Annotated in this window: 18 protein-coding genes; 7 read left to right on the top strand and 11 right to left on the bottom strand. The window is 62.2% G+C overall.

The genetic code is table 11. The annotated features are described in order from the left end of the window. From H040_RS26795 to H040_RS26785, 3 genes are all read left to right on the top strand, one after another. Positions 1–804: DUF2345 domain-containing protein (locus H040_RS26795; RefSeq protein ID WP_256595197.1), on the top strand; the 804-nt coding region annotated here is incomplete at its 5' end. Next, a complete protein-coding gene (locus H040_RS26790) occupies positions 805–2,727 on the top strand; it encodes a phospholipase D-like domain-containing protein (RefSeq protein ID WP_027919340.1) in 1,923 nt (640 codons plus the stop codon). Position 2,728: 1 nt separating this feature from the next. Continuing rightward, the gene (locus H040_RS26785) at positions 2,729–3,763 is read left to right on the top strand and encodes an SEL1-like repeat protein (RefSeq protein ID WP_081784302.1); all 1,035 of its coding nucleotides are present in this window, start codon (positions 2,729–2,731) and stop codon (positions 3,761–3,763) included. Positions 3,764–4,411: 648 nt separating this feature from the next. On the opposite strand, the gene H040_RS26775 is transcribed toward H040_RS26785, so the two are convergent. The 6 genes from H040_RS26775 to H040_RS26750 are packed head-to-tail and all read right to left on the bottom strand — an operon-like array spanning position 4,412 to position 11,216. Then, entirely contained in the window at positions 4,412–6,037 is a 1,626-nt protein-coding gene (locus H040_RS26775; RefSeq protein WP_027919339.1) for a BatD family protein, read from the bottom strand. Next, positions 6,034–7,752, bottom strand: coding sequence for a tetratricopeptide repeat protein (locus H040_RS26770; protein ID WP_027919338.1), 1,719 nt, complete (start codon positions 7,750–7,752; stop codon positions 6,034–6,036). Before H040_RS26770 ends, H040_RS26775 begins: the two co-directional genes overlap by 4 nt. Further along, a complete protein-coding gene (locus H040_RS26765) occupies positions 7,749–8,825 on the bottom strand; it encodes a vWA domain-containing protein (RefSeq protein WP_027919337.1) in 1,077 nt (358 codons plus the stop codon). The genes H040_RS26770 and H040_RS26765 overlap by 4 nt, the downstream gene beginning before the upstream one ends. Next, on the bottom strand, positions 8,818–9,312 hold the full coding sequence (locus H040_RS26760) for a DUF4381 domain-containing protein (protein ID WP_027919336.1): 495 nt from the start codon (positions 9,310–9,312) through the stop codon (positions 8,818–8,820). The genes H040_RS26765 and H040_RS26760 overlap by 8 nt, the downstream gene beginning before the upstream one ends. Continuing rightward, positions 9,309–10,253 (bottom strand): DUF58 domain-containing protein, encoded by a 945-nt coding sequence (locus H040_RS26755; RefSeq protein ID WP_027919335.1) that lies wholly within the window; start codon positions 10,251–10,253, stop codon positions 9,309–9,311. Before H040_RS26755 ends, H040_RS26760 begins: the two co-directional genes overlap by 4 nt. A gap of 3 nt (positions 10,254–10,256) precedes the next feature. Beyond that, a complete protein-coding gene (locus H040_RS26750) occupies positions 10,257–11,216 on the bottom strand; it encodes an AAA family ATPase (RefSeq protein WP_027919334.1) in 960 nt (319 codons plus the stop codon). Positions 11,217–11,389: 173 nt separating this feature from the next. On the opposite strand from H040_RS26750, the gene H040_RS26745 reads away from it, so the two are divergent. Further along, entirely contained in the window at positions 11,390–12,673 is a 1,284-nt protein-coding gene (locus tag H040_RS26745; protein WP_027919333.1) for a T6SS phospholipase effector Tle1-like catalytic domain-containing protein, read from the top strand. Between the two features lie 54 nt (positions 12,674–12,727). Here the strand turns inward: H040_RS26745 and H040_RS26740 are convergent, their stop codons facing one another. The 4 genes from H040_RS26740 to H040_RS26725 all read right to left on the bottom strand — a co-directional run bounded on the left by H040_RS26740 (position 12,728) and on the right by H040_RS26725 (position 16,832). Further along, positions 12,728–14,059: an MFS transporter gene (locus tag H040_RS26740; RefSeq protein ID WP_027919332.1), complete on the bottom strand. Its 1,332-nt coding sequence runs from the start codon at positions 14,057–14,059 to the stop codon at positions 12,728–12,730. Between the two features lie 43 nt (positions 14,060–14,102). Beyond that, complete coding sequence (lhgO, locus tag H040_RS26735) at positions 14,103–15,296, bottom strand: L-2-hydroxyglutarate oxidase (RefSeq protein WP_027919331.1); 1,194 nt, start codon at positions 15,294–15,296, stop codon at positions 14,103–14,105. A 103-nt stretch (positions 15,297–15,399) separates the two neighbouring features. Continuing rightward, entirely contained in the window at positions 15,400–16,110 is a 711-nt protein-coding gene (locus H040_RS26730) for a FadR/GntR family transcriptional regulator (RefSeq protein ID WP_027919330.1), read from the bottom strand. A 368-nt stretch (positions 16,111–16,478) separates the two neighbouring features. Continuing rightward, entirely contained in the window at positions 16,479–16,832 is a 354-nt protein-coding gene (locus H040_RS26725; protein WP_027919329.1) for a hypothetical protein, read from the bottom strand. Positions 16,833–17,107: 275 nt separating this feature from the next. Between H040_RS26725 and H040_RS26720 the strand changes: the two genes are divergently transcribed. After that, complete coding sequence (locus H040_RS26720) at positions 17,108–21,973, top strand: NAD-glutamate dehydrogenase (protein WP_027919328.1); 4,866 nt, start codon at positions 17,108–17,110, stop codon at positions 21,971–21,973. A 167-nt stretch (positions 21,974–22,140) separates the two neighbouring features. Here the strand turns inward: H040_RS26720 and ppsR are convergent, their stop codons facing one another. After that, entirely contained in the window at positions 22,141–22,959 is an 819-nt protein-coding gene (ppsR, locus tag H040_RS26715) for a posphoenolpyruvate synthetase regulatory kinase/phosphorylase PpsR (RefSeq protein WP_027919327.1), read from the bottom strand. 190 nt (positions 22,960–23,149) lie between these two features. On the opposite strand from ppsR, the gene ppsA reads away from it, so the two are divergent. Both ppsA and H040_RS26705 read left to right on the top strand, forming a co-directional pair. Beyond that, entirely contained in the window at positions 23,150–25,525 is a 2,376-nt protein-coding gene (gene ppsA, locus H040_RS26710; protein ID WP_027919326.1) for a phosphoenolpyruvate synthase, read from the top strand. A gap of 102 nt (positions 25,526–25,627) precedes the next feature. Next, a partial coding sequence (locus H040_RS26705; protein WP_256595196.1) for an alpha/beta fold hydrolase occupies positions 25,628–26,556 on the top strand: 929 nt, incomplete at its 3' end.

The following is a 26,556-nucleotide window of genomic DNA, read 5'->3' as shown; positions in this document are numbered from 1 at the left end:
GACATCGCCACCGCCACGCCGCAGAACACCCACCTGCACAGTGGCAAGCACCTGACCGTGAGCACGGGTGAAGACGTCAGCATCGCCAGCGGCAAGTCGCTGCTGGCCAGCGTGGTGCAGAGCATCAGCCTGTTTGCGCAGAACGCCGGGGCCAAGCTGTTTGCCGCCAAGGGCAAGGTGGAATTGCAGGCGCAGAGCGATGCTATGGAGCTGATTGCCAAACAAGGCATAAAGATCACTTCCACCGCCGCCGGCATCGAAGTCGCCGCGCAGGAAGGCATCTTGCTCACCAGCGGTGGCGGCTACATCCGCATCAAGGACGGCAACATCGAGATTCATGCGCCAGGGACGATTGATATCAAAGGGGCGAAGAAGATGTTCAGCGGGCCGGCACAGCTCAACCGGGAGAGCCCGGCCTGGCCTGAATCGTCTGTGACCCAGAGCCTGTCGTTCTTTGCCGGGAATACAAATGCGGGCAGCTCTGGCGCTTGGGCTGGCATGCCTTACAAACTTTATGCTGGCGGCTCAATGATCGGGCAGGGGGTGATGGACAAGTCCGGAATGATAGCTGTCGACCACCACCCGACGACATCTGACTATACCGTAGAACTTGCAAATGGGATTCGCTATGACATACCTGTAGGCGGCCAGTACAAGGGAGAAAACAAAAATGCCGAACTGGCTAATAGCGGCTTTCACCGCCACGAAAGCAAAACCCATCCGGATGTCAACCAGCCCGGCACGCGTAGCTTTTTCAGAGACAGCTATGCATCGCTTAACAACCCAGATTCAGAGGAGAATTAAATGACGACCTCCAGTTCAATTACTTCTCCGATCGCTACGGGTAAAACAACGTCAGCCACGTTAAATCTTCCGTGGTTTTTACAAAAAACTGAATATCACCCGGTCCCGGCAACGTTTGAGCCCTTGGTGAATGGCGAACGTGCGTTTGGTGCGCTGTATGATGCGATCATGGCTGCTACAACAAGCATTGATTATATCTGCTGGGGCTTTCAGCCCTCGATGCATTTCAAGCGCAATGGCAATACGGGCGATTTGTGTATAGGGGATTTGCTGGTAAAAAAAGGGGCTGAGGGCGTAAAGGTCAGGATTCTTTGCTGGTATCTACCGCCAGCACAATTCATGGAAAATCCAACACCCGGCAACAATGCAATAAGTTTTTTTTCTGCAGGGAAGCAAAATCGTAATGACGCGCAAGAAGAGTATGATTTGAAATGGTATGAGCAAGCCCGGCTCACTGGCGTAGCTGATCGAAACTCTATACTGAATGATTCACCCTACTACCTGAAGAATGTAGAGTTTGCGACGCGGGGCTTTGGGGCCATAGAGCGCGTGGAGATTGTTTGGCAGCTTCTCGTGAACGGTGCGGATAAGAACGGTTCAAAACTTAATAAACTCTTGAGCACTGGGGCGATGTCGGCTGCTCCTACCCATCATCAAAAAATGGTGCTCATTGACTATGAAAAGCCTGATAAAGCTATAGGCTTTGTCATGGGGCACAACACGTTAGACGCATACTGGGATAAGGACGATCACAGCTATGCGAGGATGCACGCTCGTTTTGGTAGAAATGGTGCAACGCCGCGGCAGGACATCTCCAGCAAAGTAACAGGGCCGATCCTTGAGCACCTCAATCACAACTTCTGTCAGGCGTGGAAGCGTGAAACCGGCGTTGATCTGCTGTCGAAACGTAAAAATAGTGCAGCGAATTTAAAGGTTCGACCCGATGCAGGCACACCTGTCATGGCGCAATTGCTTCGTACGCAGCAGCAGGAAGGGGTGCATGATATCAAGGCGCTTTATCTGAAGGCGACCAATAACGTCACAAATTATATATACATGGAGAATCAGTATTTCAGATGGGAGCCTGTTGCAACCGCAATAAAAAATGCGGCGCAAAAGCAGCTGGAGTGGGGCAGGAACCATGCGAAACATGGAGCCATTTACCTGTTTGTCGTGACTAACTCAAGCGACGAAGGAATGGGTGACGGCTCAATGAACACTCACAGGATGTTGCGCAGCCTGGGGCGGGAAGATGTCATGCCTACCGTTTCGAAGCTTGAGCGTAATGAAAAGCTGGATGAACAACTTAGGCTTGCACGCTCAGAAACGATAAGCGCCAGGCAATCCTTGATGTCACTGAACTATGTTGCACAACCCCTGGTAGATTCCACGCTCTTGCAAAAGATGAAAAATGAGCGTGAAGCCAAAGTCGCAGCGGCAGAAGCCAGGCAGAAGGAGCTTGAGGCGTCGATTGCGACCAAGAAAGATGCAGCCATTGTTCCAGTAGAGATCCCAGGGCTCAAAGTGCACATCTGCACATTGGTCGCTCCTGATTCACCGCCAGATAACTGGATGCCCGTTTATATTCATAGCAAGCTAGCGATAATCGATGATGTATTCACGACGTTAGGCTCCGCCAATATAAACATACGCAGCATGGAGGTCGACAGCGAGCTCAATATATGTCATGAGAGTCCTGCGTTGTCAAAACCTCTTCGCCAGCACCTTTGGGATATACATACGAAGGGGATGGGTGCGCAAGACGATGCAGCGCAAGCATTTCTAAAGTGGAATGACATTATTTTGGAAAATAATCAACGTCAAGAGCACAATAAAATTTCATCATTGGATCAGAAAAAAGCTCCTTATGCTTCGCTGATAGAATTCTTTCGCGGCAGCCCAGCACGTAAAAATTTGGATTAAAATGTATAAGTATATATATATCGCGTGTGTTGTTCTTATTGGCTTAACTATAGCATTTGAGGAGCACCTAATGCCAATGCGGTCTGAAACGTCCGATACGTCCGAAATGTATAAAGATCTCACGTTTGAATGCCGTCGTGAGGCTGATGTGCTTCCGCCATTGGATCCAAGCGCAGATTCGCTTTATAAGTACGGGCTTTTTCTAGAGCAACAGGAGGGGCCCAAGGATTTCAATGAAATTGCAAAATACTATCGTATTGCAGCATCTCATGGTCACTACAAAGCTTCTACCAATTTGCAAGCACTCATCTCTCAGGGGCTGGCTAATTCTCCCGACCCACAAAAGGAAACAATTGAACTTGTTGAAAGCGCTATAGCTCAAGGCATACCTGGCGCCTATTATGATATGGCACATTACCTTGAATTAGGTTTTGGCGTTGAGCAGGATCGCGATAAAGCAAACGTTTATTTCCGTAAGGCGGCAGACTTGGGAAGCCCTGATGCGCAGTTCTATGTTGCAAGTCTGTTGGGTCGTGTTATAGGAGCACATAGCGTAGTGACGGAGATGCGTCGTTGCGCGGCTTTCCAGGGGCACAGGCGAGCTGCGGAGAATTTGGCGGTTTCTCTACGCGTGAGTGCCAATTATAACGAAGCGGTGCAGGTTTATCAGCAAGGCGTAAAATCGGGAGATGCTGCATCAGCCAGAAAACTTGGAGAAGCTTTTGATGGTCCGCCAGAAGACAGTCTTTATTATATTGCATTGAAGGTCGATAAGGAACGCTCTGTAAGATACAAGAAAATAAGTGATTTTTTAGAGGAAAATGAGCAGCTTGGAGCAAAGCTGCCCGATATAGATGATATCGTACCTCTTCCGCCAGCCCAGCTCCCCAGTTGGGATGGTTCGTTTCAATGGCAGAAGGAGCGAGCGACGAAAAAAAACCTAGTGAAGCCTAATCAGGACTTGGTTGAGCGTTTAAGTGCAGAGAAACATCTTGATCCAGAAACTGGTCTTCCGCAGAAAACCCGAGCCATGTAAATCGGGTTGACGGAAATAACATGGATTAAAGGGGCGGATAGAAAATGCCAGACATTCTACTCTATATATTAATAGCCGTGATTTTGGCGATCCCGCTTTCCGGGGCCTGTTACGCTCCTTTCAAGGCGATCGTATTCTTGTTCAGCGGGAAACGACCTTTGGATTGTATTCCTAAGTATCAATTTCTTATTTCATTTGTCCTGTCGCTTCCTGGGGCTTATTACTCTATGGTCTTCTTTGCTGTCGGTAGGGGTAAATATGAATCCTGTTTGTATCTGTCTATCTATTTGTTTGTGCAAGCCTGTCTGATGCTTATATTTACATTTAAAGCAAAAGCATCGCCCCCGCAATAATGCACTTTTTTATCACTCGAAATCGTGCTCTGCATCAGAGCGGTCGCGCGCAAGTGCCGAAGGACGCATTGACCAAAATCATGATTGCGTCCGGGCTGACAGGTGCCTGGCCGAAGAAATTCAGCGCCTGTGAGATCGAGCGCTCCCCGCGCGGCGCATCGCGAGCAGGTTCGCTCACATTTGTTTCTCAACCGTTTCGTTTAGGAGCGAGCGCAGCTCGCGATGCGCCGCGCGGGCGGCGCTCGGTCTCAAGGGCGCTGAAAATTCAAAGGCATGCACCTCTGCGCCGCACCCCTCACTTCGGATAAAGCGGCGGTAAACTCCCACTCTCCCCAGTCGGCAACAACACCTGCTCCGCCGGCGGAATCGTCCCAATGGCCCGCCACAGATCCTCACCCTGCCAATACTGCCCGCTCTCGCTGTACAACGCCCCGTTCAACCCATCCAGCGCATCCGACAACGGCACGAAGCGCGCCGCCATCTCGGCCAGGGTCTCCGGCTGTTGCCGCGCCCAGGCATCGAGCGCCTGGCGGGTGGCCTGTGGGTCGTTGGCCTGGCACGCACGCTTGAGGTCGTCCAGCAAGGTGCGTGGGCTCGGGCCGTTCTGCGCAGCACGCAGCACCGCCGGTTGCGAGCGGGCGCGCCACCACAGGGCGAAGCCGAGCACCGTGGTCAGGGCGAACAGCAGGGTGGCGAGCTGCCAGGGCCAGAGCAGGTGATTGGCACCGCTGCTGTCGCCAACCGGCGTGTCGGCGCTCAGTGCCGGGTTGTCCTGCACGTCCAGCATGCGCGCCGGCAGGCTGCTGTGCTCCAGGTGGTCTTCGCGGGTGTTCCACCAAGTGACTTCCACTGCCGGCAGGGCCAGATTGCCGCTGTGGGTCGGCACCAGGGCTTCGCGCTCCTCGCGGTTGGCGGTCATGCCACGTTCGCTGATTTCGTTGCGCAGCACCGGTTGGTCAGGGTAGCGGCGCAGGCCGACGATCTCGGTGGCGGGCAGTTGCGGCAGCTGGGTGCTCGACAGGCCTTCGGCTCGCAGGGTGATGCTGCGCGTCAGCGAGTCGCCGATCTGTGGCTGCTGGCTGGCCGGGTCGGGGTTCCAGTGTTCTTCCAGTGTCAGGCTGCGTGCCGGTAGCCAGGGTACGTTGGCAGGCCAGGCGGCAGGGATGGGGCGCACGGCCAGGCGCAGCGGCAGCGAGCTGACCTGCACCTGGCGGCCGGCCCGGGCGGTACCGGCGGGTTGCTGACCGTTGTCGGCGGCGGTGGCGGTAAACGTCAACGGTGGAATCTCCAGGCTGCCGCTTTCCTGCGGGTACACCGCGTAGCGGGTTTCGATCACCCCGTGGCGCACGCCGTTGATTTCTTTCTCGTAGGTGCGCGATTCACCCAGCGGCTCGACCTTGGCGTTTTCCAGCTGCAGCGGGCTCAGGCTGCTGTCGTCATACAGCGACACCGAATGGTAGATGCGCAGGGTCAGCACGGCCTGGGCCTGGACGTACACCTCGTTGCTGTCCAGGGTGGCTTCGACGAAGACTTGCGAGGCGACCTCCGGGCGGCTGGCGTCGGCCTGCAGCACTTGCAGGTCGATGGCCTGGCTCTGCGACTGGCCCAGTTGCAGCTCGGGGATGCGCAGGCTGCCGCTGCGCCTTGGCAGCAGGGTGATGATCCAGCGGGTGCTGGCGCGGGTCTCACCGTCGAGGGTGTGCAGGCTGTTCAACTGGCGTGTGCCGCGCACTTCGAAGTCGCTCTCCAGGGCGCGCAGGTCAGGCTTGCCAAACTGGGTCACGTCCTGGCTTTCGAGGGTCAGCTCAAGGGTTTCGCCGGCCTCCAGGCGCGTGCGGTCGACGCTGGCCTGCAGCGTGGGTAGGGCTTGGGCCATGGCGGCCCACAACAGACCGAGAAGCAAGACGCCGAAGCGACTCATCGTGTTTTTTCCTGATGCAATTGCTGTTCATACCAGAATTTGCGCCGCAACAGTTCCGCCGGGTTGTCGGGGATTTCGCGCAGCCATTGTTCCAGGGCCTGGCGCTGCTCGGCATCGAGGCTGGTCGATACCGGGCGCTGCGGCGGCTGGGTGATGCTGTCGTCATCGCCACCCTGGTTGCCAGGCGCTGCCTGGCTGTTGTTGCTGCCTTCACCGGGTTGTTCGGCGTTGGCCTGTTCTTCACTGCCTGGCGTGCCTTGGGCGGGGCTGCTGGCCGAGCTGCTGTTGCCTTCGGTTTCGCTGCCGGGGGTGCCTTGGGCATCGCTGTTGGCCGGTTGTTCCTCGGCCTGGGCATCACGTTGCTGCAGCAATTGCTGCACCAACGCCTGGTTGGCCAGCGCCGGTTGCAGGTCGGGCTGGCGCTCCAGGGCCTGTTCGTAGGCGTCCAGGGCGGCTTCCAGCTCGCCGCTGCGGGCCAGGGCATTGCCTCGATTGTAGTGGGCCGCGGCGCTGTCGCCCTGGGCGAAGGCTTCGGCGGCACCGGCGTAGTCGCCGGCCTGGTACAGCGCCATGCCGCGCCACTGCGGGTCCTGGAAGTGCCGTGCGGCATCTGCCGGGCGTTGCTTGCGCAGCAGCATCTGGCCTTGTTGATCGGGGCGTAGCCACAAGTCGTTGAACTCGAAAGCCTGGCTGGGTTGTGGCAAGGCCAGCAACAGCGGCAGGCAGAACAGCCAGCCGCGACGCCCGGCACAGGCAGCCAGCAGCAACAGTGGAAGCAACAACCAGTAACCCTGGTCGGCCCAGCTGTCCAGTTGCAGGGTCTGGCCGGCATCGCGCAGGTGGCGCGGGTTGTCGAACAGGCCAAGGCCGCGCAGGTCGAGGTCGTCGATGCGGGCATGGCGGTAGCGCCCGCCGGTGCCGTTGACGAAGGCCTTGAGGCTGGCACTGTCGAGCCGCGGCAGGAGGATGCCACCCTGGTCATCCTTGAGGTATTCGCCATTGGCCTGGCGCACCGGGGCGCCGTCGCTGGTGCCGATGCCGAGCATCAGCAGGCTCGGGCCCTGGCGGCCGAGGGCCTGGGTGATGCCTTGGCGTTCTGCTGCACTGAGTGCCGAACCGACGAGCAGCAGGCGACCCTGGCCGAGGCCGCTCTGGGCCAGCAGGGCCAGGCCTTTTTGTACGGCCAGGTCAGCACGCTGGCCGGGTTTGGGCATGATCGACGGGTCGATGGCCTCCAGCAGGTTACGCGTGGTGCCCAGGTCATCTGACAGCGGCACCAGGGTGTGCGCACTGCCGGCATAGACGATCAGTGCGGTCTGGCTGTCGTTGCGGTGTTCGAGCAGGTCGAGGATCTTGCGCCGGGCCTGTTCCAGGCGGTTGGGGGTAACGTCTTCGGCAAGCATCTGCGGGGTCAGTTCGAGCAGGATCACCAACGGGTCGGCCGGGCGCTGGCGGGTTTCCTCGAGGCGCTGCCAGCTCGGCCCGAGCAGGGCCAGCACCACCAGCAGCCAGGCCAGGCCGAGGGCTACCCAAGGCAGCTTGCTGTTGCTGCCGCTGCCACCGCCGAGCAGTACCGGGTGGAAGGCTGCAGGCAATATCATCTGCCAGCGCCCGGCGCGCTTGCGCCGGTGCCACAGTTTGAACAGCAGCCAGCCGAGCAGGGGCACGACAAGCAGCCAGAGCGGGCGCAGCCATTGCGGCCAGAGATCGATCATCGCCGTTTCCTCAGGCGCAGGCGTTTCAGGCGTTGGCGCCATTCCGGATGGGGCTGCAGGAAACGCGGTTTGCGCAGCACCTTGTGCAGCAGGTTGTCGGGCCATTGCACTGCAACCACCAGCAACACGCTGAGCAGCAGGGCCAAGGCCAGCGGCCAGGCATACAGGGCCTTGGCCGTGCGCGCCTGGGTTGGTTGCTGGGCCACCGGCTCCAGTTGGTCGAGGGTGTCGCCGATGGCGTTCAGCTCGGCGCCGTTATGGGCGCGGAAGTAGGCGCCGTGGGTGATGTCGGCAATTTCCTTGAGCGACGCTTCGTCGAGGTCCAGGCTCGGGTTCAGGCCAAGCAGACCGGGCGTGCCGCTGGCCTCGGGGTTGGCACCGATGCCGATGGTGTAGATGCGCACACCTTCCTGGGCGGCCAGGCGGGCGGCGGTCAGCGGGTGGATTTGCCCGCCGTTGTTGGCGCCGTCGGTGACCAGCACCAGCACCCGGCTTTGTGCCGGGCGTTGGCGCAGGCGCTTGACCGCCAGGCCGATGGCGTCGCCGATGGCGGTGTTCTTGCCGGCGATGCCGATCTGCGCCTCGTCGAGGAAGGTGCGCACGGTGCGCCGGTCGAAAGTCAGCGGTGCTTGCAGGTAGGCCTGGCTGCCGAACAGGATCAGGCCGACACGATCGCCTTCGCGGTCCTGCAGAAAGTCGCCGAGCAGTGCCTTGACCAGGTCGAGGCGGCTGATGTCTTCGTCTTTCCATTGCATGTCGGGGAAGTCCATCGACCCCGAGACATCCACGGCCACCAGCAGGTCGCGGCCGCTGGCGGCCACCGGCACCGGCTCGCCGAGCCATTGCGGGCGCGCGGCGGCCAACAGCAGCAACAGCCAGATCAGCACGTACGGCGCCTGTTGGCGAAGGGTTGGCAGGTTCAGGCGTGCGCGGCGCCCGGCCAGGCCTTCCAGTTCGTCGAGGAAGCCGACCTTGAGCACCGGCTCGCCACTGTCGGCGGCGGGCAGCAGCAGGCGCGCCAGCCACGGCAGCGGCAACAGCACGAAAATCCACGGCCAGGCCAGTTCAAACATGTTTGCGAATCCAGGTTTCGACAGCCTGGCTGAGCCCGACAATGGCCTTGTCGTCGAGCTTGCACTCGGGCTTGTAGGCACCTTCGACCAGCACCATCCAGCGGGTCAGGCCGGCAGCCGGGCAACGGTTGTCGAGAAAGGCCAGCCACTGGCGGCCGTTCAGGGTATGGCTGTTGGCGCCAGGGTAGTGGTTGCGGCACAGGCGCTTGAGCAAGGCGTTGATCTGCTGCAGCCAGGCGCCGGCCGGGGCGCCGTCGTAGGGGCGTGGCAGGCGGGCGAGTTCGGCCAGCGCTTCCAGGCGCACCGGGTCGAGCGGCAGCTCGGCGCGCACCACCGGGCGCTTGCCCGGGCGCCAGCGGCGCAGCCGCCACAGGCCCCAGACCAGCAGCGGCAGCAGTGCGAGCAGCAGCCACCAGCCCGGCGCTGGCGGCCACAGGCCGATCGCCGGCGGCGCGATCAGCGGTTGCAGCTGGTCCAAGGGGTTCATTGACCACTCCCAGGGCGTTGGGCGTTCAGGTATTCGCGCAATTGCTCGATCATCTCGCTCTGGGTGCTCAACGGCATCAGCACTACGCGCAGCTTCTGCGCCATCAGCTCCCAGCGCTCGACGCGCGCTTCGGCTTGTTGACGGTAGGCCTGGCGCAGGTTGGCGTCGAGGGTGTCGAGCTCCAACTGCGCGCTGCGCTGGGCAAAGCGCAGCAGGCCAGCAGCGGGCAGGGCGTGGTCGAGCGGGTCGGACACTGGCATCAGCAGCAGGTCGCAATGACGTGAGAGCATGGCCAGGTGTTGCTCGGCCTGGGGGCTGAGCGAGCGTTCGTCGCAGATGACGATGGCCAGGCTGCCGGGGCGCAGCACTTCGCGGGCGCGGCGCAGGGCCAGGCCGAGGCTGTCGGCCTGGGGGGCGGCTTCGGTGTGCAGGGCCTGGTTGACCTTGGCCAGGCGGTTGAGCAGCTGCAGCAGGCTCTGCTTGCTGCGCCGGGGTTTGATCTCGTGGTGCTCGTTGTCACCGAACACCAGCCCGCCGATGCGGTCGTTGTGGCCCAGCGCGGCCCAGCCGAACAGCGCGGCCGCCTCGGCGGCGAGCACCGACTTGAACATCAGGCCCGAGCCGAAGAACAGGCGTTGGCTCTGTTCGACGAGGATGAAGATCGGCCGTTCGCGTTCTTCGTGGAACAGCTTGGTGTGCGGCTCCTGGGTGCGTGCCGTCACGCGCCAGTCGATGTTGCGCACATCGTCACCAGCCTGGTACACGCGCACCTGGTCGAAGTCCACGCCACGCCCGCGCAGCTTGGAATGGTGCAGGCCGACCAGCGGGCTGCGCTGGCCAGGGCGTGAAAACAGCTGAATCTCGCGCACGCGGTGGCGCATGTCGATCAATTCGGCGAGGCCGATGCGAATGCCGGGTTCGGCCTGCTGCGTGGTGGGCATGGGTCAGGCGACGGCTACGACGTCGAGGATGCGCTGGACCACACGGTCCTGGTCGATCCCCGCAGCTTCGGCTTCGAACGACAGGATGATGCGATGGCGCAGTACATCGAACAGCACCGCCTGGATATCCTCGGGGCTGACGAAGTCGCGCCCGGCCAGCCAGGCATGGGCGCGCGCGCAGCGGTCGAGGGCGATCGAGCCGCGCGGGCTGGCGCCATAGGCGATCCAGTCGGCCAGCTCGGCGTCGAACTTGGCTGGGGTGCGGGTAGCCATGACCAGCTGTACCAGGTATTCCTCCACGGCGTCGGCCATGTACAGGCCGAGGATTTCCTTGCGCGCGGCAAAGATCGCCTGCTGGCTGACCCGACGCTCGGGTTTCACTTCGCCGCCCAGCGCTTCGCCACGGGCCTGGGCGAGGATACGGCGCTCTACGGCAGCATCGGGGAAGCCGATCTTTACATGCATCAGGAAGCGGTCGAGCTGGGCTTCGGGCAGGGGGTAGGTGCCTTCCTGCTCGATCGGGTTTTGCGTGGCCATCACCAGAAACAGCGGCGACAGGTCGTAGGTGCTGCGGCCCACGCTGACCTGGCGCTCGGCCATGGCTTCGAGCAGTGCCGACTGCACTTTGGCCGGGGCGCGGTTGATTTCGTCGGCCAGCACCAGGTTGTGGAAGATCGGCCCCTGCTGGAACACGAAACTGCCGGTTTCCGGGCGATAGATTTCGGTGCCGGTGATGTCGGCCGGAAGCAGGTCGGGGGTGAACTGGATGCGATGGAACTGCGCCTCGATGCCTTCGGCCAGCTCTTTGATGGCCTTGGTCTTGGCCAGGCCCGGTGCACCTTCGACCAGCATGTGGCCGTCGGCCAACAACACGATCAACAGCCGTTCGACAAGCTTTTCCTGGCCTAGGATCTGGGAGGAAAGAAAGGTGCGTAGCGCGATCAGCGCTTCACGGTGTTCCATCGGTGGCGGTTCCTGGGTCTGGGCCAAGGCGCGGGCGACCTGGCTGGGGGGGATACTTTAATCTATCCGTGATGCCGCGTCGAAATCTGCGCAGTGACTTTGCGTGATTGCTGATTCGCCGGCGCTGCGATCTGTTGCCTGCTCAATACCTTCCCAAGTGAAGGAGCAGTGGCATGAACGAGCAGTGTGGTAGCTGGCATATAGGTGTTTTTTTCGACGGTACTGGCAACAACGCGAGCAATGCGGCTGCCTCCTGTGGGGGCATTGCCAACGGCAAAGGCAGCTATGGCAATGCGCGCAGCAACGTGGCGTTGCTGCATGGGCTCTATCCCAGCGGGGTGGTGCAGGGGCGGGTGTACTTCAAACACTATGCGCAAGGCATTGGCACGACCGCAGGGGCGCCAGATTCGGCATTCGGTCAGGCCACGGGAAGGGGTGAGACAGGCGTGCTGGCGCGTGTCGAACAAGCACTGGCAGTGATCGCCGGGCAGCTGCGCGATCACATGGCCGCTCAGGCGCAGGCGATGCCGGGGCGCATCGAATTCGACCTGTTCGGTTTTAGCCGCGGAGCGGCGGCGGCCAGGCACCTGGCCAATCGGCTGGGGGCCGGGGAGCAGGGCTTGCCGGCTGAACTGCAGGGCGAGCGGGTGATCAACTTCATCGGCCTTTTCGATTCGGTGGCGGCGATGGTTGCCCCCCTGCGGGGAAACTTCGATCCGGCAAATGCCCGGTATGCCGGCTTGCGCCTTGGCCTGGGCGCGAAGGTAGCCCGGCAGGTGGTGCAACTGGTGGCTGCCGATGAGCGTCGGCACAACTTTGCCTTGGTGCGTAGCGGCAACGACATCGTGGTGCCGGGTGTGCACTCCAACATCGGAGGCGGTTATCCGCCTTGCATGCGTGAGCAGGTGATGCTGTGCAAGCCCTTTTCGAACCAGGTGCCGCAGTGCACGCCGGCAGAGCGGACGGCGGCCTATGCGGCTGCAAAGGCTTTGCTGGCGTCGACGCCGGCAGCTGATGGCGATCGATGCCTGCGGGTGGTGACCTGGGAGGAGCCGGTGGCGGGTGGGCGGGCGCAGCGAGACACTCCGCAGAAAACGGTCTACGCCGCGGTGCTCAGCGAGCGCGAGGTGCTTGGCCATCTGTCTCGGGTGTACCTGAGCATCATGCGTGAACTGGGGGTTCGGGCCGGGGTACCTTTCCTGCCGCTGGGCGATGACGAGGACCATCGGCTGCCGCCGGCATTGCTGGGCATCAGTGACAAGCTGCACGACTATGTGTTGGGCGGGGCAGAGTCGGCGGCGCTTTCGGCTGAGGAACAGGCGTTGTTGCGGGCCAGGTATGTGCATGCATCAGCCCATTGGAATGCATTGAAGGGCATGCGCAACAGCAGGCTGGATGTGTTGTTCGTCGATCGGCCAGAGGAGGGGGGCAGGGTGCTGCATGACAACCCGGTTTGATTGTGGCGGCCCCTTCGCGTCGAACCGCAGCGAAGAGGCCGTATCCTTCGGGTTTCAGTTTTTCGCGCTGGAGTGCTTGCGCCCTTGGTCGCACAGGGCGAACACCACCACCAGCACCCCGGCAATCGCCAGGATCAGCGCCACGCCATCGGTGGAATGGGTCGCAGACCCGGCCACCAGGGCCAACCCGCCCAGTGGCGCCAGGCCACCGGCTACTGCCGTGCCGATTTCGCGGCCGGTGCCAAAGCCCGACGAGCGTGTCTGGGTCGGGAACTGACGGCTGAGGAACGAACCCTGCGGGGCGAACATCATCGGCGCGAGGATGCCAGTGCCGATAGCGATGGCGATGTAGATCTGGGTGGGCTCACCGGTGCTCAACAGCTGCAGGAACGGGTAGGCGAACAGCGCCGACAGTACCCCACCGAGCATCAGTACGGTCTTGCTGCTCCAGCGGTCGCACAGCCAGCCGAAGAACGGCACGGCGAAGATCGCCACCAGGCTGGCGATGGTCACCGACAGCGAGGTGACATGCGCCTGCACGCCCTTGAACTGGGTCAGGTAGGCCAGCGAGAAGGTCTTGAAGATGTAGCTCAGGGCGTTGTAGCCGATGGCCACGAAGAACACCACGGCCAGGCCCTTGAGGTCATTCTTGAACAGCAACTTCAGCGGCGACACCTGCGGCTTGCTGCTGTCGGCCTGGTCCAGCTCCTTGAAGTCCGGCGTCTCGGGGATGCTCTTGCGCACCCACAGGCCGACAGCCACCAGGGCGATGCTGGCAATGAACGGGATGCGCCAGCCACCGGCGAGCAGGAAGTCGTTGCCATTCATGGTCAGCAGGTACACGGTCAGCGACGACAGCAGCAGCCCCAGGTTCAGCCCCAGCGCCGGCCACGCACCCTGGCTGCCGCGCTTGCCTTCACTGGCATGTTCGTAGGAGGTGACTGCCGCGCCGGACAGCTCGGCGCCCGCGCCCAGGCCCTGGATGATGCGGATTACCACCAGCAGGATCGGTGCCCAGATGCCGATGCTGGCATAGCTTGGGATCAGCCCGATCAGCGCCGTGCACACGCCCATCATGCAGAAGGTGATCACCAGCACATGCTTGCGGCCGAAGCGGTCACCCAGGTAGCCGAACAGGATGCCGCCGAAGGGGCGGGCGATGAAGCCGATGGCGAAGGTGGAGAAGGCCAGCAGCGAGGCCACCGCCGGGTTGCTCGCATCGAAGAAGACCTTCGAGAACACGATCGCCGCCATGGTCGCGTAGAGGTAGAAGTCGTACCACTCCAGCATCGAGCCAAAGATGGTCGCCGCTGCCACCTTGCGCAGGCGCTTGCGTTGCTGTTGCGGAGTTTCGTGCGCGGCCGGGGCCGCCTCATGTACCGACATGGGGGGTTCCTTATTGTCTTTGTAGTTGTGGGTGCTGCAGGTTTCAGCGGGCCTTGAGGATCTTTTCGGCGATCATCTGGCCGATGGGAATGGCCGAGGTGGCAGCCGGCGACGGCGCATTGCAGACATGCACCATGCGCGGTGTCTCGGCGAACAGGAAATCGTGCACCAGGGTGCCATCGCGCATTACCGCCTGGGCGCGAATGCCCGCTTCGTAAGGCAGCAGGTCTGCCACTTCCAGCGATGGGCAGTATTTGCGGCACTGCTCCAGGTAACCGCGCTTGAACAGCGAGTTCTTCATCTCGGTGGTGCCGGAGCCGAGGTTGTTCCAGATGGTCTTCCAGAAGCCTGGGAAGCTGGCGTACTCGGCCACGTCGCGCCAATTGACCGAAAACTTGCGGTAGTTCTCGCGGCCGAAACCGAGCACGGCATTCGGGCCGACGGTGACGCTGCCGTCGATCATGCGGGTCAGGTGCACGCCGAGGAACGGCAGTTCCGGGTCGGGGATCGGGTAGATCAGGTGGTTGACGATCTGGTTCTTGCTGGCCGGCAGGCGGTAGTACTCGCCGCGGAATGGGATGATCTGGTGGTCGATCTTCACCCCGGCCAGGCGCGCCAGGCGGTCGGATTGCAGGCCGGCACAGGCGACCAGCTGGCGGGCGCGCCAGGTGTGGCTGTCGGTGCCGATGGCGACGTGGTCGGCATGCTCCTGAATCGCGCGCACGCTGGTCGAAAGGTGCACCTCGCCGCCGGCCTGGCGGATCACCTTGGCCATGGCGTTGCACACTTGGGTGTAGTCGACGATGCCGGTGGCATCGAGGAACAGCGCGCCCTTGCCGACGATGTTCGGTTCGCGTTCAGCCAGTGCGGCGGCGTCCAGGCGCTCGACTTTCAGGCCGTTCTGCTGCGAACGCTCATACAGCGCCTGCATGCGCTGCACTTCCAGGTCGTTGGAGGCCACCAGCAACTTGCCGCAGACCTCGAAGGCGATACCGTGCTCGCTGCAGAAATCCTTGGTCGCCTGGGCACCACGCTTGCACAGTTCGGCCTTGAGGCTGCCGGGTGCGTAATAGATGCCTGCATGGATCACGCCACTGTTGTGGCCAGTCTGGTGGCGGCCGAGGCTGGCTTCCTTTTCCAGGATCAGCAGGGATGCGCCCGGGCGCTGTTCGAGCAGGGCCATCGCAGTGGCGAGGCCGACGATGCCGCCGCCAATGATGCAGTAGTCGTAAGTCATGCAGGGGTACCTTGCTGTTCTTGTCGGTGGATCTGCTTATCAGGTTGTCAGACTAAGTGGTGCGTAAAAAGGCCCTCGCCAGGCCGCGTCGGTATCTGCGGGGTCAGTCGAGGGCGGGGAGGTCTATCTTCAAGCGCCTGGCCGAGGCGCGCAGGTGTGCTTCGGCGCAGGCTGCGGCAGCCTGGCGGTCACCCGCTGCGATGGCCTGGTACAGCGCCTGGTGTTCGCGGTTGGCATCGGCCGAGCCCCCCACCGAGTGGGCGGCGGAGTTTTCCCAGGCGGTGCGCCGGGCGCTGGCCAGCTGGCCGCCGAGGAAGTCGTGAAACGCCACGAAGTAATCGTTCTTGCTGGCTTCTGCAATTGCCCGGTGGAACGCCACGTCGGCAGCCGAAGCGGTGGCGAAGTCGCTGCGCTTGTCGAGCATTTCCTGCAGGGCCTTGGCCATATGGGCCAGGTCCTGTTCATCGCGGCGGCGGGCGGCGATGGCGGCGGCCTGGGTTTCGATCCACAGGCGCATCTCGAACATCTGCACCAGGTCCGGTTTGCGGCCATTGCTGCCGGGGAAGCGGAACACGGTGCCGGCGGGTGTTTGCGAAATGTAGGAACCGAGCCCGCGACGGGCGATCAGTACGCCGTCGGCCTTGAGCTGCGCCACGGCCTCGCGCACCACCGAGCGGCTGACGTTCAGCTGTTCGGCCAGTTGCTGTTCGGTGGGCAGGCGCGATTCGGCAGCCAGGCGGCCGGAATCGATCTCGGCGCGGATGGCGCTGACGACCCGCTCGACCAGGGTGTCGGGGCGCTGGAGCTCTAGCATGGAAACGGTTGCCTAGTTATCAGGTTGTCAGACAATGCCTGTGTGGGGATGGGCTGTCAATGGTGCGTTGGGGCTGGAGTGCATGTCTGGAGAGATTCATTGCCTTTGAGATCGAGCGCCGCCCGCGCGGCGCATCGCGGATAAATCCGCTCCTACATCTGTTGCAACGTAGCCATGCCTGACACGCCATGGTTGTCAGCCGATTCGCACGGCTCAAGTCATGCGCCAGGGCGGGCGACCATGGCGTAACAGGTCCGGCACGTTGCAACAAATGTAGGAGCGGATTTATCCGCGATGCGCCGCGCGGGCGGCGCTCGATCTCCCACGCGCTGAGAATCTATCGGCATACACCCCGCAGCCCCAATATCTCAGCGTTCGCTGATGAAGGTGCCAGTACCATCGAGGATATTGCGCAGGGTCAGCGCCACTTCCTCAAGGTCGGTCCCCGCCGAAGTCAGCACGATCTCCAGCGCCTCATCCCCTTTCAGCGCATCGCGATCCCCGGCCGCCACCTCGATCAGCAAGCGCTGCGCACTCAAGGTCACCTTCAGCCCATCCAGGGTCGACGGCTCGTCATCCAGGGTCAGGTCGACGGTGTCTTCATCCGGGTAGCGGGTCAGCAGAAACATCTGCCCCTTGTCGCTGTGGCAGCACAGGGTCGCCATGTTGTCTTCCTCGTCATCGCAAGGGGTGGCGAACAGCAAGGCGGTGTGGATTTGCATGGCTACGACTCGGGTCAAGGGAAATGAGAGGGAATTCTGACAGCCTTGCAAACATCCATAAACGTAAAGTTGCCAGCCCTTGACCGAAATTGTCGCAGCCTCGCAAGCGGCAATGACCGCTCAGTCGTTAAGCTTCGGCGAGCCCTGAGCGTGCCTGCCACGTTCAACGTCTGGTTTTTACCGTCCGGCTTGCCACGGGTTGGCTATCGTTGATCCGTACATGGCGGACGTGCGCGACGCTTCAACTAATACAAAGCCCAAGCGGAGTACCACAGATGGCGTTCTTCACCGCAGCCAGCAAAGCCGACTTCCAGCATCAACTGCAAGCGGCCCTGGCGCAGCACATCAGCGAACAGTCCCTGCCACAAGTGGCGCTATTCGCCGAGCAGTTCTTCGGCATCATCTCTCTGGACGAACTTACCCAGCGCAGGCTTTCCGACCTGGCCGGCTGCACCCTGTCGGCGTGGCGCATCATCGAGCGCTTCGACCCCGAGTACCCGCAAGTACGGGTGTACAACCCCGATTACGAACGCAATGGCTGGCAATCGACCCACACCGTGGTCGAAGTGCTGCACCACGACCTGCCGTTCCTGGTCGACTCGGTGCGCACCGAGCTCAACCGCCGCGGCTACAGCATCCACACCCTGCAGACCACGGTGCTGAGCGTGCGCCGGGGCGCCAAGGGCGAACTGCTCGAACTGCTGCCCAAGGGCACCCAGGGCGAGGGCGTGTGCCACGAATCGCTGATGTACCTGGAAATCGACCGCTGCGCCAATGCCGCCGAACTCAACGTGCTTACACGCGAGATCGAGCAGGTGCTGGCCGAAGTGCGCGTGGCCGTGGCCGATTTCGAGCCGATGAAAGCCAAGCTGCGTGAAGTCGTCGCCGAGGTGGAAAACACCGCCTATGGCCCGGTCCAGCATGAAAAGGGCGAGGTCAAGGCCTTCCTCGAATGGCTGCTGGACAACCACTTCACCTTCCTCGGCTATGAAGAATTCACCGTTCAGGCCGACAGCTCCGGCGGCCAGATGGCCTACGACGAGCAGTCGTTCCTCGGTCTGCCGCGGCGCCTGCGGGTGGGCCTGACAGCGGAAGAACTGCGCATCGAAGACTATGCCGTGGCCTACCTCAACGAGCCGCTGCTGCTGTCGTTCGCCAAGGCCGCGCTGCCCAGCCGCGTGCATCGCCCGGCTTACCCGGACTACGTGTCGATCCGCCAGCTGGGCGCCGACGGCAAGGTCATCAAGGAACACCGTTTCATGGGCCTGTACACCTCGTCGGTGTATGGCGAGAGCGTGCATGCCATCCCTTACATCCGCGTGAAGGTTGCCGAGGTCGAGCGCCGTTCCGGCTTCGACCCGAAAGCGCACCTGGGCAAGGAACTGGCCCAGGTGCTCGAAGTGCTGCCGCGCGACGACCTGTTCCAGACCCCGGTCGATGAGCTGTTCAGCACCGTGATGTCGATCGTGCAGATCCAGGAACGCAACAAGATCCGTGTGTTCCTGCGCAAGGACCCGTACGGGCGCTTCTGCTACTGCCTGGCCTACGTGCCGCGTGAGATCTACTCCACCGAAGTGCGGCAGAAGATCCAGCAGGTGCTGATGGAGCGCCTGAAGGCCAGCGACTGTGAGTTCTGGACCTTCTTCTCCGAGTCGGTGCTGGCGCGCGTGCAACTGATCTTGCGGGTCGACCCGAAAAACCGCATCGACATCGACCCGCAGCAGCTGGAAAACGAAGTGATCCAGGCCTGCCGCTCGTGGCATGACGACTACTCGGCACTGGTCATCGAGAACTTCGGCGAAGCCCAGGGCACCAACATTCTCGCGGACTTCCCCAAAGGCTTCCCGGCGGGCTACCGCGAGCGCTTCCCGGCGCACTCGGCCGTAGTCGACCTGCAGCACGTGGTGGCGCTGTCCGAGAGCAAGCCGTTGGCGATGAGCTTCTACCAGCCCCTGACCCGTCTGGGCGACCGCCTGTTGCACTGCAAGCTGTACCACGCCGACACCCCGCTGGCGTTGTCGGACGTGCTGCCGATCCTGGAAAACCTCGGCCTGCGCGTGCTCGGCGAATTCCCTTACCGCCTGCGCCACGCCAGCGGGCGTGAGTTCTGGATCCATGACTTTGCCTTCACCTACAGCGAAGGCCTGAACCTGGATATCCAGCAGCTCAACGACACCCTGCAGGATGCCTTTGTCCACATCGTCAACGGCGACGCCGAGAACGACGCCTTCAACCGCCTGGTGCTCACCGCCGGCCTGCCGTGGCGTGACGTGGCGCTGTTGCGCGCCTATGCCCGCTACCTCAAGCAGATCCGCCTGGGCTTCGACCTCGGCTACATCGCCAGCACCCTGAACAACCACACCGACATCGCCCGCGAGCTGACGCGGTTGTTCAAGACCCGCTTCTACCTGGCGCGCAAGCTCACCAATGAGGACCTGGACGACAAGCAGCAGCGCCTGGAGCAGGCGATCCTCACTGCCCTGGACGAGGTCCAGGTGCTCAACGAGGACCGCATCCTGCGGCGCTACCTGGACCTGATCAAGGCCACCCTGCGCACCAACTTCTACCAGCCGGATGCCAACGGCCAGAACAAGTCGTACTTCAGCTTCAAGTTCAACCCCAAGCTGATTCCCGAGCTGCCCAAACCGGTACCGAAGTTCGAGATCTTCGTCTACTCGCCACGGGTCGAGGGCGTGCACCTGCGCTTCGGCAATGTCGCCCGCGGCGGCCTGCGCTGGTCGGACCGCGAAGAAGACTTCCGCACCGAAGTACTGGGCCTGGTGAAAGCCCAGCAAGTGAAAAACTCGGTGATCGTGCCGGTTGGCGCCAAGGGCGGTTTCCTGCCGCGCCGTCTGCCGCTGGGCGGCACGCGCGACGAAATTGCCGCCGAGGGCGTGGCCTGCTACCGCATTTTCATTTCCGGCCTGCTCGACATCACCGACAACCTCAAGGACGGGGGCGTGGTGCCGCCGGCCAACGTGGTGCGTCATGACGATGACGACCCGTACTTGGTGGTGGCGGCCGACAAGGGCACCGCGACCTTCTCTGATATCGCCAACGGCATCGCCATCGATTACGGCTTCTGGCTCGGCGATGCATTCGCCTCGGGAGGCTCGGCCGGTTACGACCACAAGAAAATGGGCATCACTGCCCGTGGCGCCTGGGTCGGCGTGCAGCGCCATTTCCGCGAGCGCGGCATCAACGTGCAGGAAGACCCGATCACCGTGATTGGCGTCGGCGACATGGCCGGTGACGTATTCGGCAACGGCCTGCTGATGTCCGACAAGCTGCAACTGGTGGCGGCGTTCAACCACCTGCACATCTTCATCGACCCGAACCCGGACCCGGCCACCAGCTTCGTCGAGCGCAAGCGCCTGTTCGACCTGCCGCGCTCGGCCTGGAGCGACTACGACGCCAGCATCATGTCCGAAGGCGGTGGGATCTTCCCGCGCAGTGCCAAGAGCATCGCCATCAGCCCGCAGATGAAGGAACGCTTTGCCATCGAGGCAGACCGCCTGACCCCGACCGAACTGCTGCACGCGCTGCTCAAGGCGCCGGTCGACCTGCTGTGGAACGGCGGCATCGGTACCTACGTCAAGGCCAGCAGCGAAAGCCATGCTGATGTCGGTGACAAGGCCAACGATGCCTTGCGCGTCAACGGCAACGAGCTGCGCTGCAAGGTGGTGGGGGAGGGCGGCAACCTCGGCATGACCCAGCTCGGCCGTGTCGAGTTCGGCCTGCACGGCGGCGCCACCAACACCGACTTCATCGACAACGCCGGTGGCGTGGACTGCTCCGACCACGAGGTCAACATCAAGATCCTGCTCAACGAAGTGGTGCAGGGTGGCGACATGACCGAGAAGCAGCGTAACCAGCTGCTTGGCAGCATGACCGACGAAGTGGCCAGCCTGGTGCTGGGCAACAACTACAAGCAGACCCAGGCGTTGTCGCTGGCAGCCCGCCGAGCCCGTGAGCGGATCGCGGAATACAAGCGCCTGATGGCCGACCTCGAAGGCCGTGGCAAGCTGGATCGGGCAATCGAGTTCCTGCCATCGGAAGATCAGTTGGCCGAGCGCCTGGCCGCTGGCCAGGGCCTGACCCGCGCCGAGCTGTCGGTGCTGATCTCGTACAGCAAGATCGACCTCAAGGAGCAACTGCTCAAGTCGCTGGTGCCGGACGACGACTACCTGACCCGCGACATGGAAACCGCCTTCCCGCCGTCGCTGGTCAGCAAATTCGCCGACGCCATGCGCCGTCACCGCCTGAAGCGCGAAATCGTCAGCACCCAGATCGCCAACGACCTGGTCAACAACATGGGCATCACCTTCGTCCAGCGCCTGAAGGAGTCGACCGGCATGAGCCCGGCCAACGTTGCCGGGGCCTATGTGATCGTGCGCGACATCTTCCACCTGCCGCACTGGTTCCGCCAGATCGAGGCGCTGGACTACCAGGTGCCGGCGGAAATCCAGCTGACCTTGATGGACGAGCTGATGCGCCTTGGGCGCCGCGCCACCCGCTGGTTCCTGCGCAGCCGGCGCAACGAGCAGGACGCCGGGCGTGACACCGCGCACTTCGGGCCGAAGATCGCCCAGCTGGGGCTCAAGCTCGACGAGCTGCTGGAAGGGCCGACCCGCGAGCGCTGGATGGTGCGTTACCAGAGCTTCGTCGACGCCGGGGTGCCGGAGTTGCTGGCGCGCATGGTTGCCGGTACCACGCACCTGTACACCCTGCTGCCGATCATCGAGGCCTCCGACGTGACCGGCCATGACCCGGCGCAGGTGGCCAAGGCATTCTTCGCCGTGGGCAGCGCGCTGGACCTGACCTGGTATCTACAGGAAATCAGCAACCTGCCAGTGGAAAACAACTGGCAGGCCCTGGCCCGCGAGGCGTTCCGCGACGACATCGACCTGCAGCAGCGGGCGATCACCATCTCGGTGTTGCAGATGGCCGATGGCCCGGAGGACATGGACGCCCGTGTGGCGCTGTGGGCCGAGCAGCACCGGGTGATGGTCGAGCGCTGGCGCGCCATGCTCGACGACCTGCGCAATGCCACGGGCACAGACTATGCGATGTACGCGGTGGCCAACCGCGAGCTGGTCGACCTGGCCATGAGCGGGCAGGCGGCGGTGGTGCCGTCCTGAGTCAGGTGGTGAGGTAAAAGAAAGCCCCGGCAGCGATGCCGGGGCTTTTTTTGTACTCCTGCGGCGGCCTCTTCGCGGGTAAACCCGCTCCCACAGGGATCTTACTGACCTTGGGTATGTGCAATACCTGTGGGAGCGGGCTTGCCCGCGAAAGGGCCGCTGCAGGCTTACTTGAACCTGCGCTCCACACCTTTTTCCACGAGGATCTTCGCCGAAATCTCTTCCACCGAAAAATGCGTGGAGTTGATGTTGGGAATGTTCTCGCGGCGGAACAGGTTCTCTACCTCACGCACCTCGAACTCGCACTGGGCAAAGCTCGAATAGCGGCTGTTGGGCTTGCGCTCGTGACGGATGGCGGTCAGGCGGTCGGGGTCGATGGTCAGGCCGAACAGCTTGTTGTGGTGCTTTTTCAGCACCGCCGGGAGCTGCAGGCGCTCCATGTCGTCCTCGGTCAGCGGGTAGTTGGCTGCGCGGATCCCGAACTGCATGGCCATATACAGGCAAGTCGGGGTCTTGCCGCAGCGCGACACGCCAACCAGGATCAGGTCGGCCTTGTCGTAGTAGTGGGTGCGGGCGCCATCGTCGTTATCCAGGGCGAAGTTGACCGCCTCGATCCGTTCCATGTAGTTGGAGTTCCCACCAATCGAGTGCGACTTGCCCACGGAATACGACGAATGGGCTGTCAATTCCTGCTCGAGCGGGGATAAAAACGTCGAAAAGATGTCGATCATGAAGCCGTTCGACGTCGCCAGGATCTCACGGATGTCCTGATTGACGATGGTGTCGAAGATGATCGGGCGCATGCCGTCGCGCTCGGCGGCAGTGTTGATCTGCTGCACCATGGTCCGTGCTTTTTCCGGGCTGTCGATGTACGGACGGGTGAATTTATTGAACGGAATGCTCTCGAATTGAGCGAGCAGGCTTTGGCCCAGTGTTTCGGCGGTGATGCCGGTGCCATCGGAGATGAAAAACGCGGTTCGTTTCATTTGCGATCTGGGCCTTAAGCTGATGACGTTTCTTGGATATGATAAGTTCGGTTTGCCGAATGCGGCTGTCGGCATTCTGCCATATTTTACGAGCCTATTTTCCAGGTCCAGGCCACATGCGTCCGGCCCAGTCAACGATGGCAGGCGGGCGCCCTTGAGCTTTTCCAATACAGTTAGTGGAGAGATCACCTTGGTAGAGTACGTAGTTTCCCTCGATAAGCTCGGCGTCCATGATGTAGAGCATGTGGGGGGCAAGAACGCATCCCTGGGCGAGATGATCAGTAACCTCGCCGGTGCCGGCGTGTCGGTGCCGGGCGGCTTTGCCACTACGGCTCAGGCGTACCGTGATTTTCTTGAACAAAGTGGCCTGAACGACAAGATTCACGCTGCCCTCGACGCGCTGGACGTGGACGATGTCAGCGCCCTGGCCAAGACCGGCGCGCAGATCCGCCAATGGGTGATGGAAGCTGATTTCCCGGCGCGTCTTGATTCGGAAATCCGAACCGCTTTCGCCGCCATGGCCAACGGTAACGACAACATGGCCGTTGCCGTGCGTTCCTCGGCCACCGCCGAAGACCTGCCTGACGCCTCGTTCGCTGGTCAGCAAGAGACCTTCCTCAACATTCGCGGCGTCGACAACGTGATCCGCGCGGCCAAGGAAGTGTTCGCTTCGCTGTTCAACGACCGCGCCATTTCCTATCGCGTGCACCAAGGCTTCGACCACAAACTCGTCGCCTTGTCGGCGGGTGTGCAGCGTATGGTCCGCTCCGAAACCGGCACCGCCGGCGTGATGTTCACCCTCGACACCGAGTCGGGCTTCCGCGACGTGGTGTTCATCACCGGCGCCTACGGCCTGGGTGAAACCGTGGTTCAAGGCGCGGTCAACCCGGATGAGTTCTACGTCCACAAAAACACCCTGCAGGCCGGCCGCCCGGCCATCCTGCGCCGCAACCTGGGCAGCAAGGCCATCAAGATGGTCTACGGCGAAGAAGCCAAGGCCGGCCGTTCGGTCAAGACCGTCGAGGTCGATCGCGCCGAGCGCGCCCGCTTCTGCCTGAGCGACGACGAAGTCAACGAACTGGCCAAGCAGGCGATGATCATCGAGCAGCACTACCAGCGCCCGATGGACATCGAATGGGCCAAGGACGGTGACGACGGCAAACTGTACATCGTTCAGGCCCGCCCTGAGACGGTGAAGAGCCGCGCCAGCGCCAACGTCATGGAACGTTACCTGCTCAAAGAGAAGGGCACCGTGCTGGTCGAAGGCCGTGCCATTGGCCAGCGCATCGGCGCCGGCAAGGTCCGCGTGATCAACGACGTGTCCGAGATGGACAAGGTGCAGCCGGGCGACGTGCTGGTCTCCGACATGACCGACCCAGACTGGGAACCGGTGATGAAGCGCGCCAGCGCCATCGTTACCAACCGTGGCGGGCGTACCTGCCACGCGGCGATCATCGCCCGTGAGCTGGGTATCCCGGCCGTGGTCGGTTGTGGCAATGCGACCCAGGTGCTCAAAGACGGCCAGGGCGTGACCGTATCCTGCGCCGAAGGCGATACCGGTTTCATCTTCGAGGGCGAGCTGGGCTTTGACGTCAAGCAGAACTCGGTGGACGCCATGCCAGAGCTGCCGTTCAAGATCATGATGAACGTCGGCAACCCGGACCGCGCCTTCGACTTCGCCCAGCTGCCTAACGCAGGTGTGGGCCTGGCGCGTCTGGAATTCATCATCAACCGCATGATCGGCGTGCACCCCAAGGCGCTGCTGAACTACGCCGGCCTGCCAGCCGAACTGAAGGAAAGCGTCGACAAGCGTATTGCCGGTTACAACGACCCGGTCGGCTTCTATGTCGAGAAACTGGTCGAAGGCATCAGCACCCTGGCTGCAGCCTTCTACCCGAAAAAGGTCATCGTGCGCCTGTCGGACTTCAAGTCCAACGAATACGCCAACCTGATCGGCGGCAAGCTGTACGAGCCGGAAGAAGAAAACCCGATGCTGGGCTTCCGCGGCGCCTCGCGCTACATCAGCGAGTCGTTCCGTGACTGCTTCGAGCTCGAGTGCCGTGCGCTCAAGCGCGTGCGCAATGAAATGGGCCTGACCAACGTCGAGATCATGGTGCCGTTCGTGCGCACCCTGGGCGAAGCCAGCCAGGTCGTCGACCTGCTTGCCGAAAACGGCCTGGCCCGTGGCGACAACGGCCTGCGCGTGATCATGATGTGCGAGCTGCCGTCCAACGCGATCCTTGCCGAAGAGTTCCTCGAGTACTTCGACGGCTTCTCGATCGGCTCCAACGACCTGACCCAGCTGACCTTGGGCCTGGACCGCGACTCGGGCATCATTGCCCACCTGTTCGACGAGCGTAACCCGGCCGTGAAGAAGCTGCTGGCCAACGCCATTCAGGCGTGCAACAAGGCCGGCAAGTACATCGGCATCTGCGGCCAAGGCCCATCGGATCACCCGGACCTGGCCAAGTGGCTGATGGAGCAGGGCATCGAAAGTGTCTCGCTGAACCCGGACTCGGTACTCGAGACCTGGTTCTTCCTGGCCGAAGGCCAAGGCGCGGCCTGATGCGGTAAATTGCGGGGGCGCGTCTGGCGCGCCCCCGCCTGGTTTTTTCCAGGGCGAGTTCCAGCGATGGATCCCGCCCTTTTTTGTGCACCAAGCAACCTTATGCAAAGCAGCAGCAACCTTTTTCCCGTGGCCTTGCTCAGTGCAGAGCGCCGCGGCGACCTCAGCGAAGACGTATACCGGATCAAGGCCGGCAACAGCCCGGATCCTAGCGTCGAACTGGCCGTGACCCGCCTGGGTCTGGCTGATCAGGGCCGGGCCCAGGGGGTGCCGGTGATTCTGCTGCATGGCAGTTTCTCCAACCGGCGCTTCTGGTACTCGCCCAAAGGCATTGGCTTGGGTGCCTACCTGGCGCGGGCCGGTTTCGATGTGTGGATCCCGGAGATGCGTGGCCATGGCCTGTCCCCGCGCAATATCGCCTGGAAGCACAACAGCGTCGCCGACTATGCCCGCGACGACCTGCCACTGATCAGCGCGTTCGTGCGTGAGCAGTCTGGCCAGGCGCCGCACTGGGTCGGCCACTCCCTGGGTGGAACCACCCTGGTGGCGGCCTTGGGCGGCGGCTATCTCAAGGCTGAGCAGGTGGCCAGCGTGGCGCTTTTCGGTACCCAGATCAGCCGTGTCTACTGGCCGCTCAAAGTGCCGCCGCTGACCTGGGGAGCAAAACTGCTGCTCAGGCGCTGGGGGCAGATTTCCGGGCCGCGTTTCAAGCGTGGGCCGGAGGATGAGCCGATCGGCCTGGCCCTCGAGAGCATGCGCTGGCATGGCCTGTTCGGCCGTTTTGGCGACAAGCACGGTGATTGGTGGACGGGTTTGGCTGAAGTGGATGTGCCGCTTCTGGCCGTGGCGGGCGCCGGTGACTTCCAGGACCCGGTATGGGCATGCCGCAAACTGTTCGATCAGCTCGGCGGGGAGCGCAAGCAGTTCCTGCGCCTGGGGCGCGAAGAAGGCTTCGAGACCTTTGGGCATGTCGACATGCTGGTGAGCAAGGCGGCACAGGCGCAGGTCTGGCCGTTGGTGGAGCGCTGGTT

Source organism: Pseudomonas sp. URMO17WK12:I7 (assembly GCF_003269045.1).
GTDB lineage: Bacteria > Pseudomonadota > Gammaproteobacteria > Pseudomonadales > Pseudomonadaceae > Aquipseudomonas > Aquipseudomonas putida_J.
Note: the sequence above shows the minus strand (reverse complement) of the source record. Positions and strands in the feature narration are given on the sequence as shown.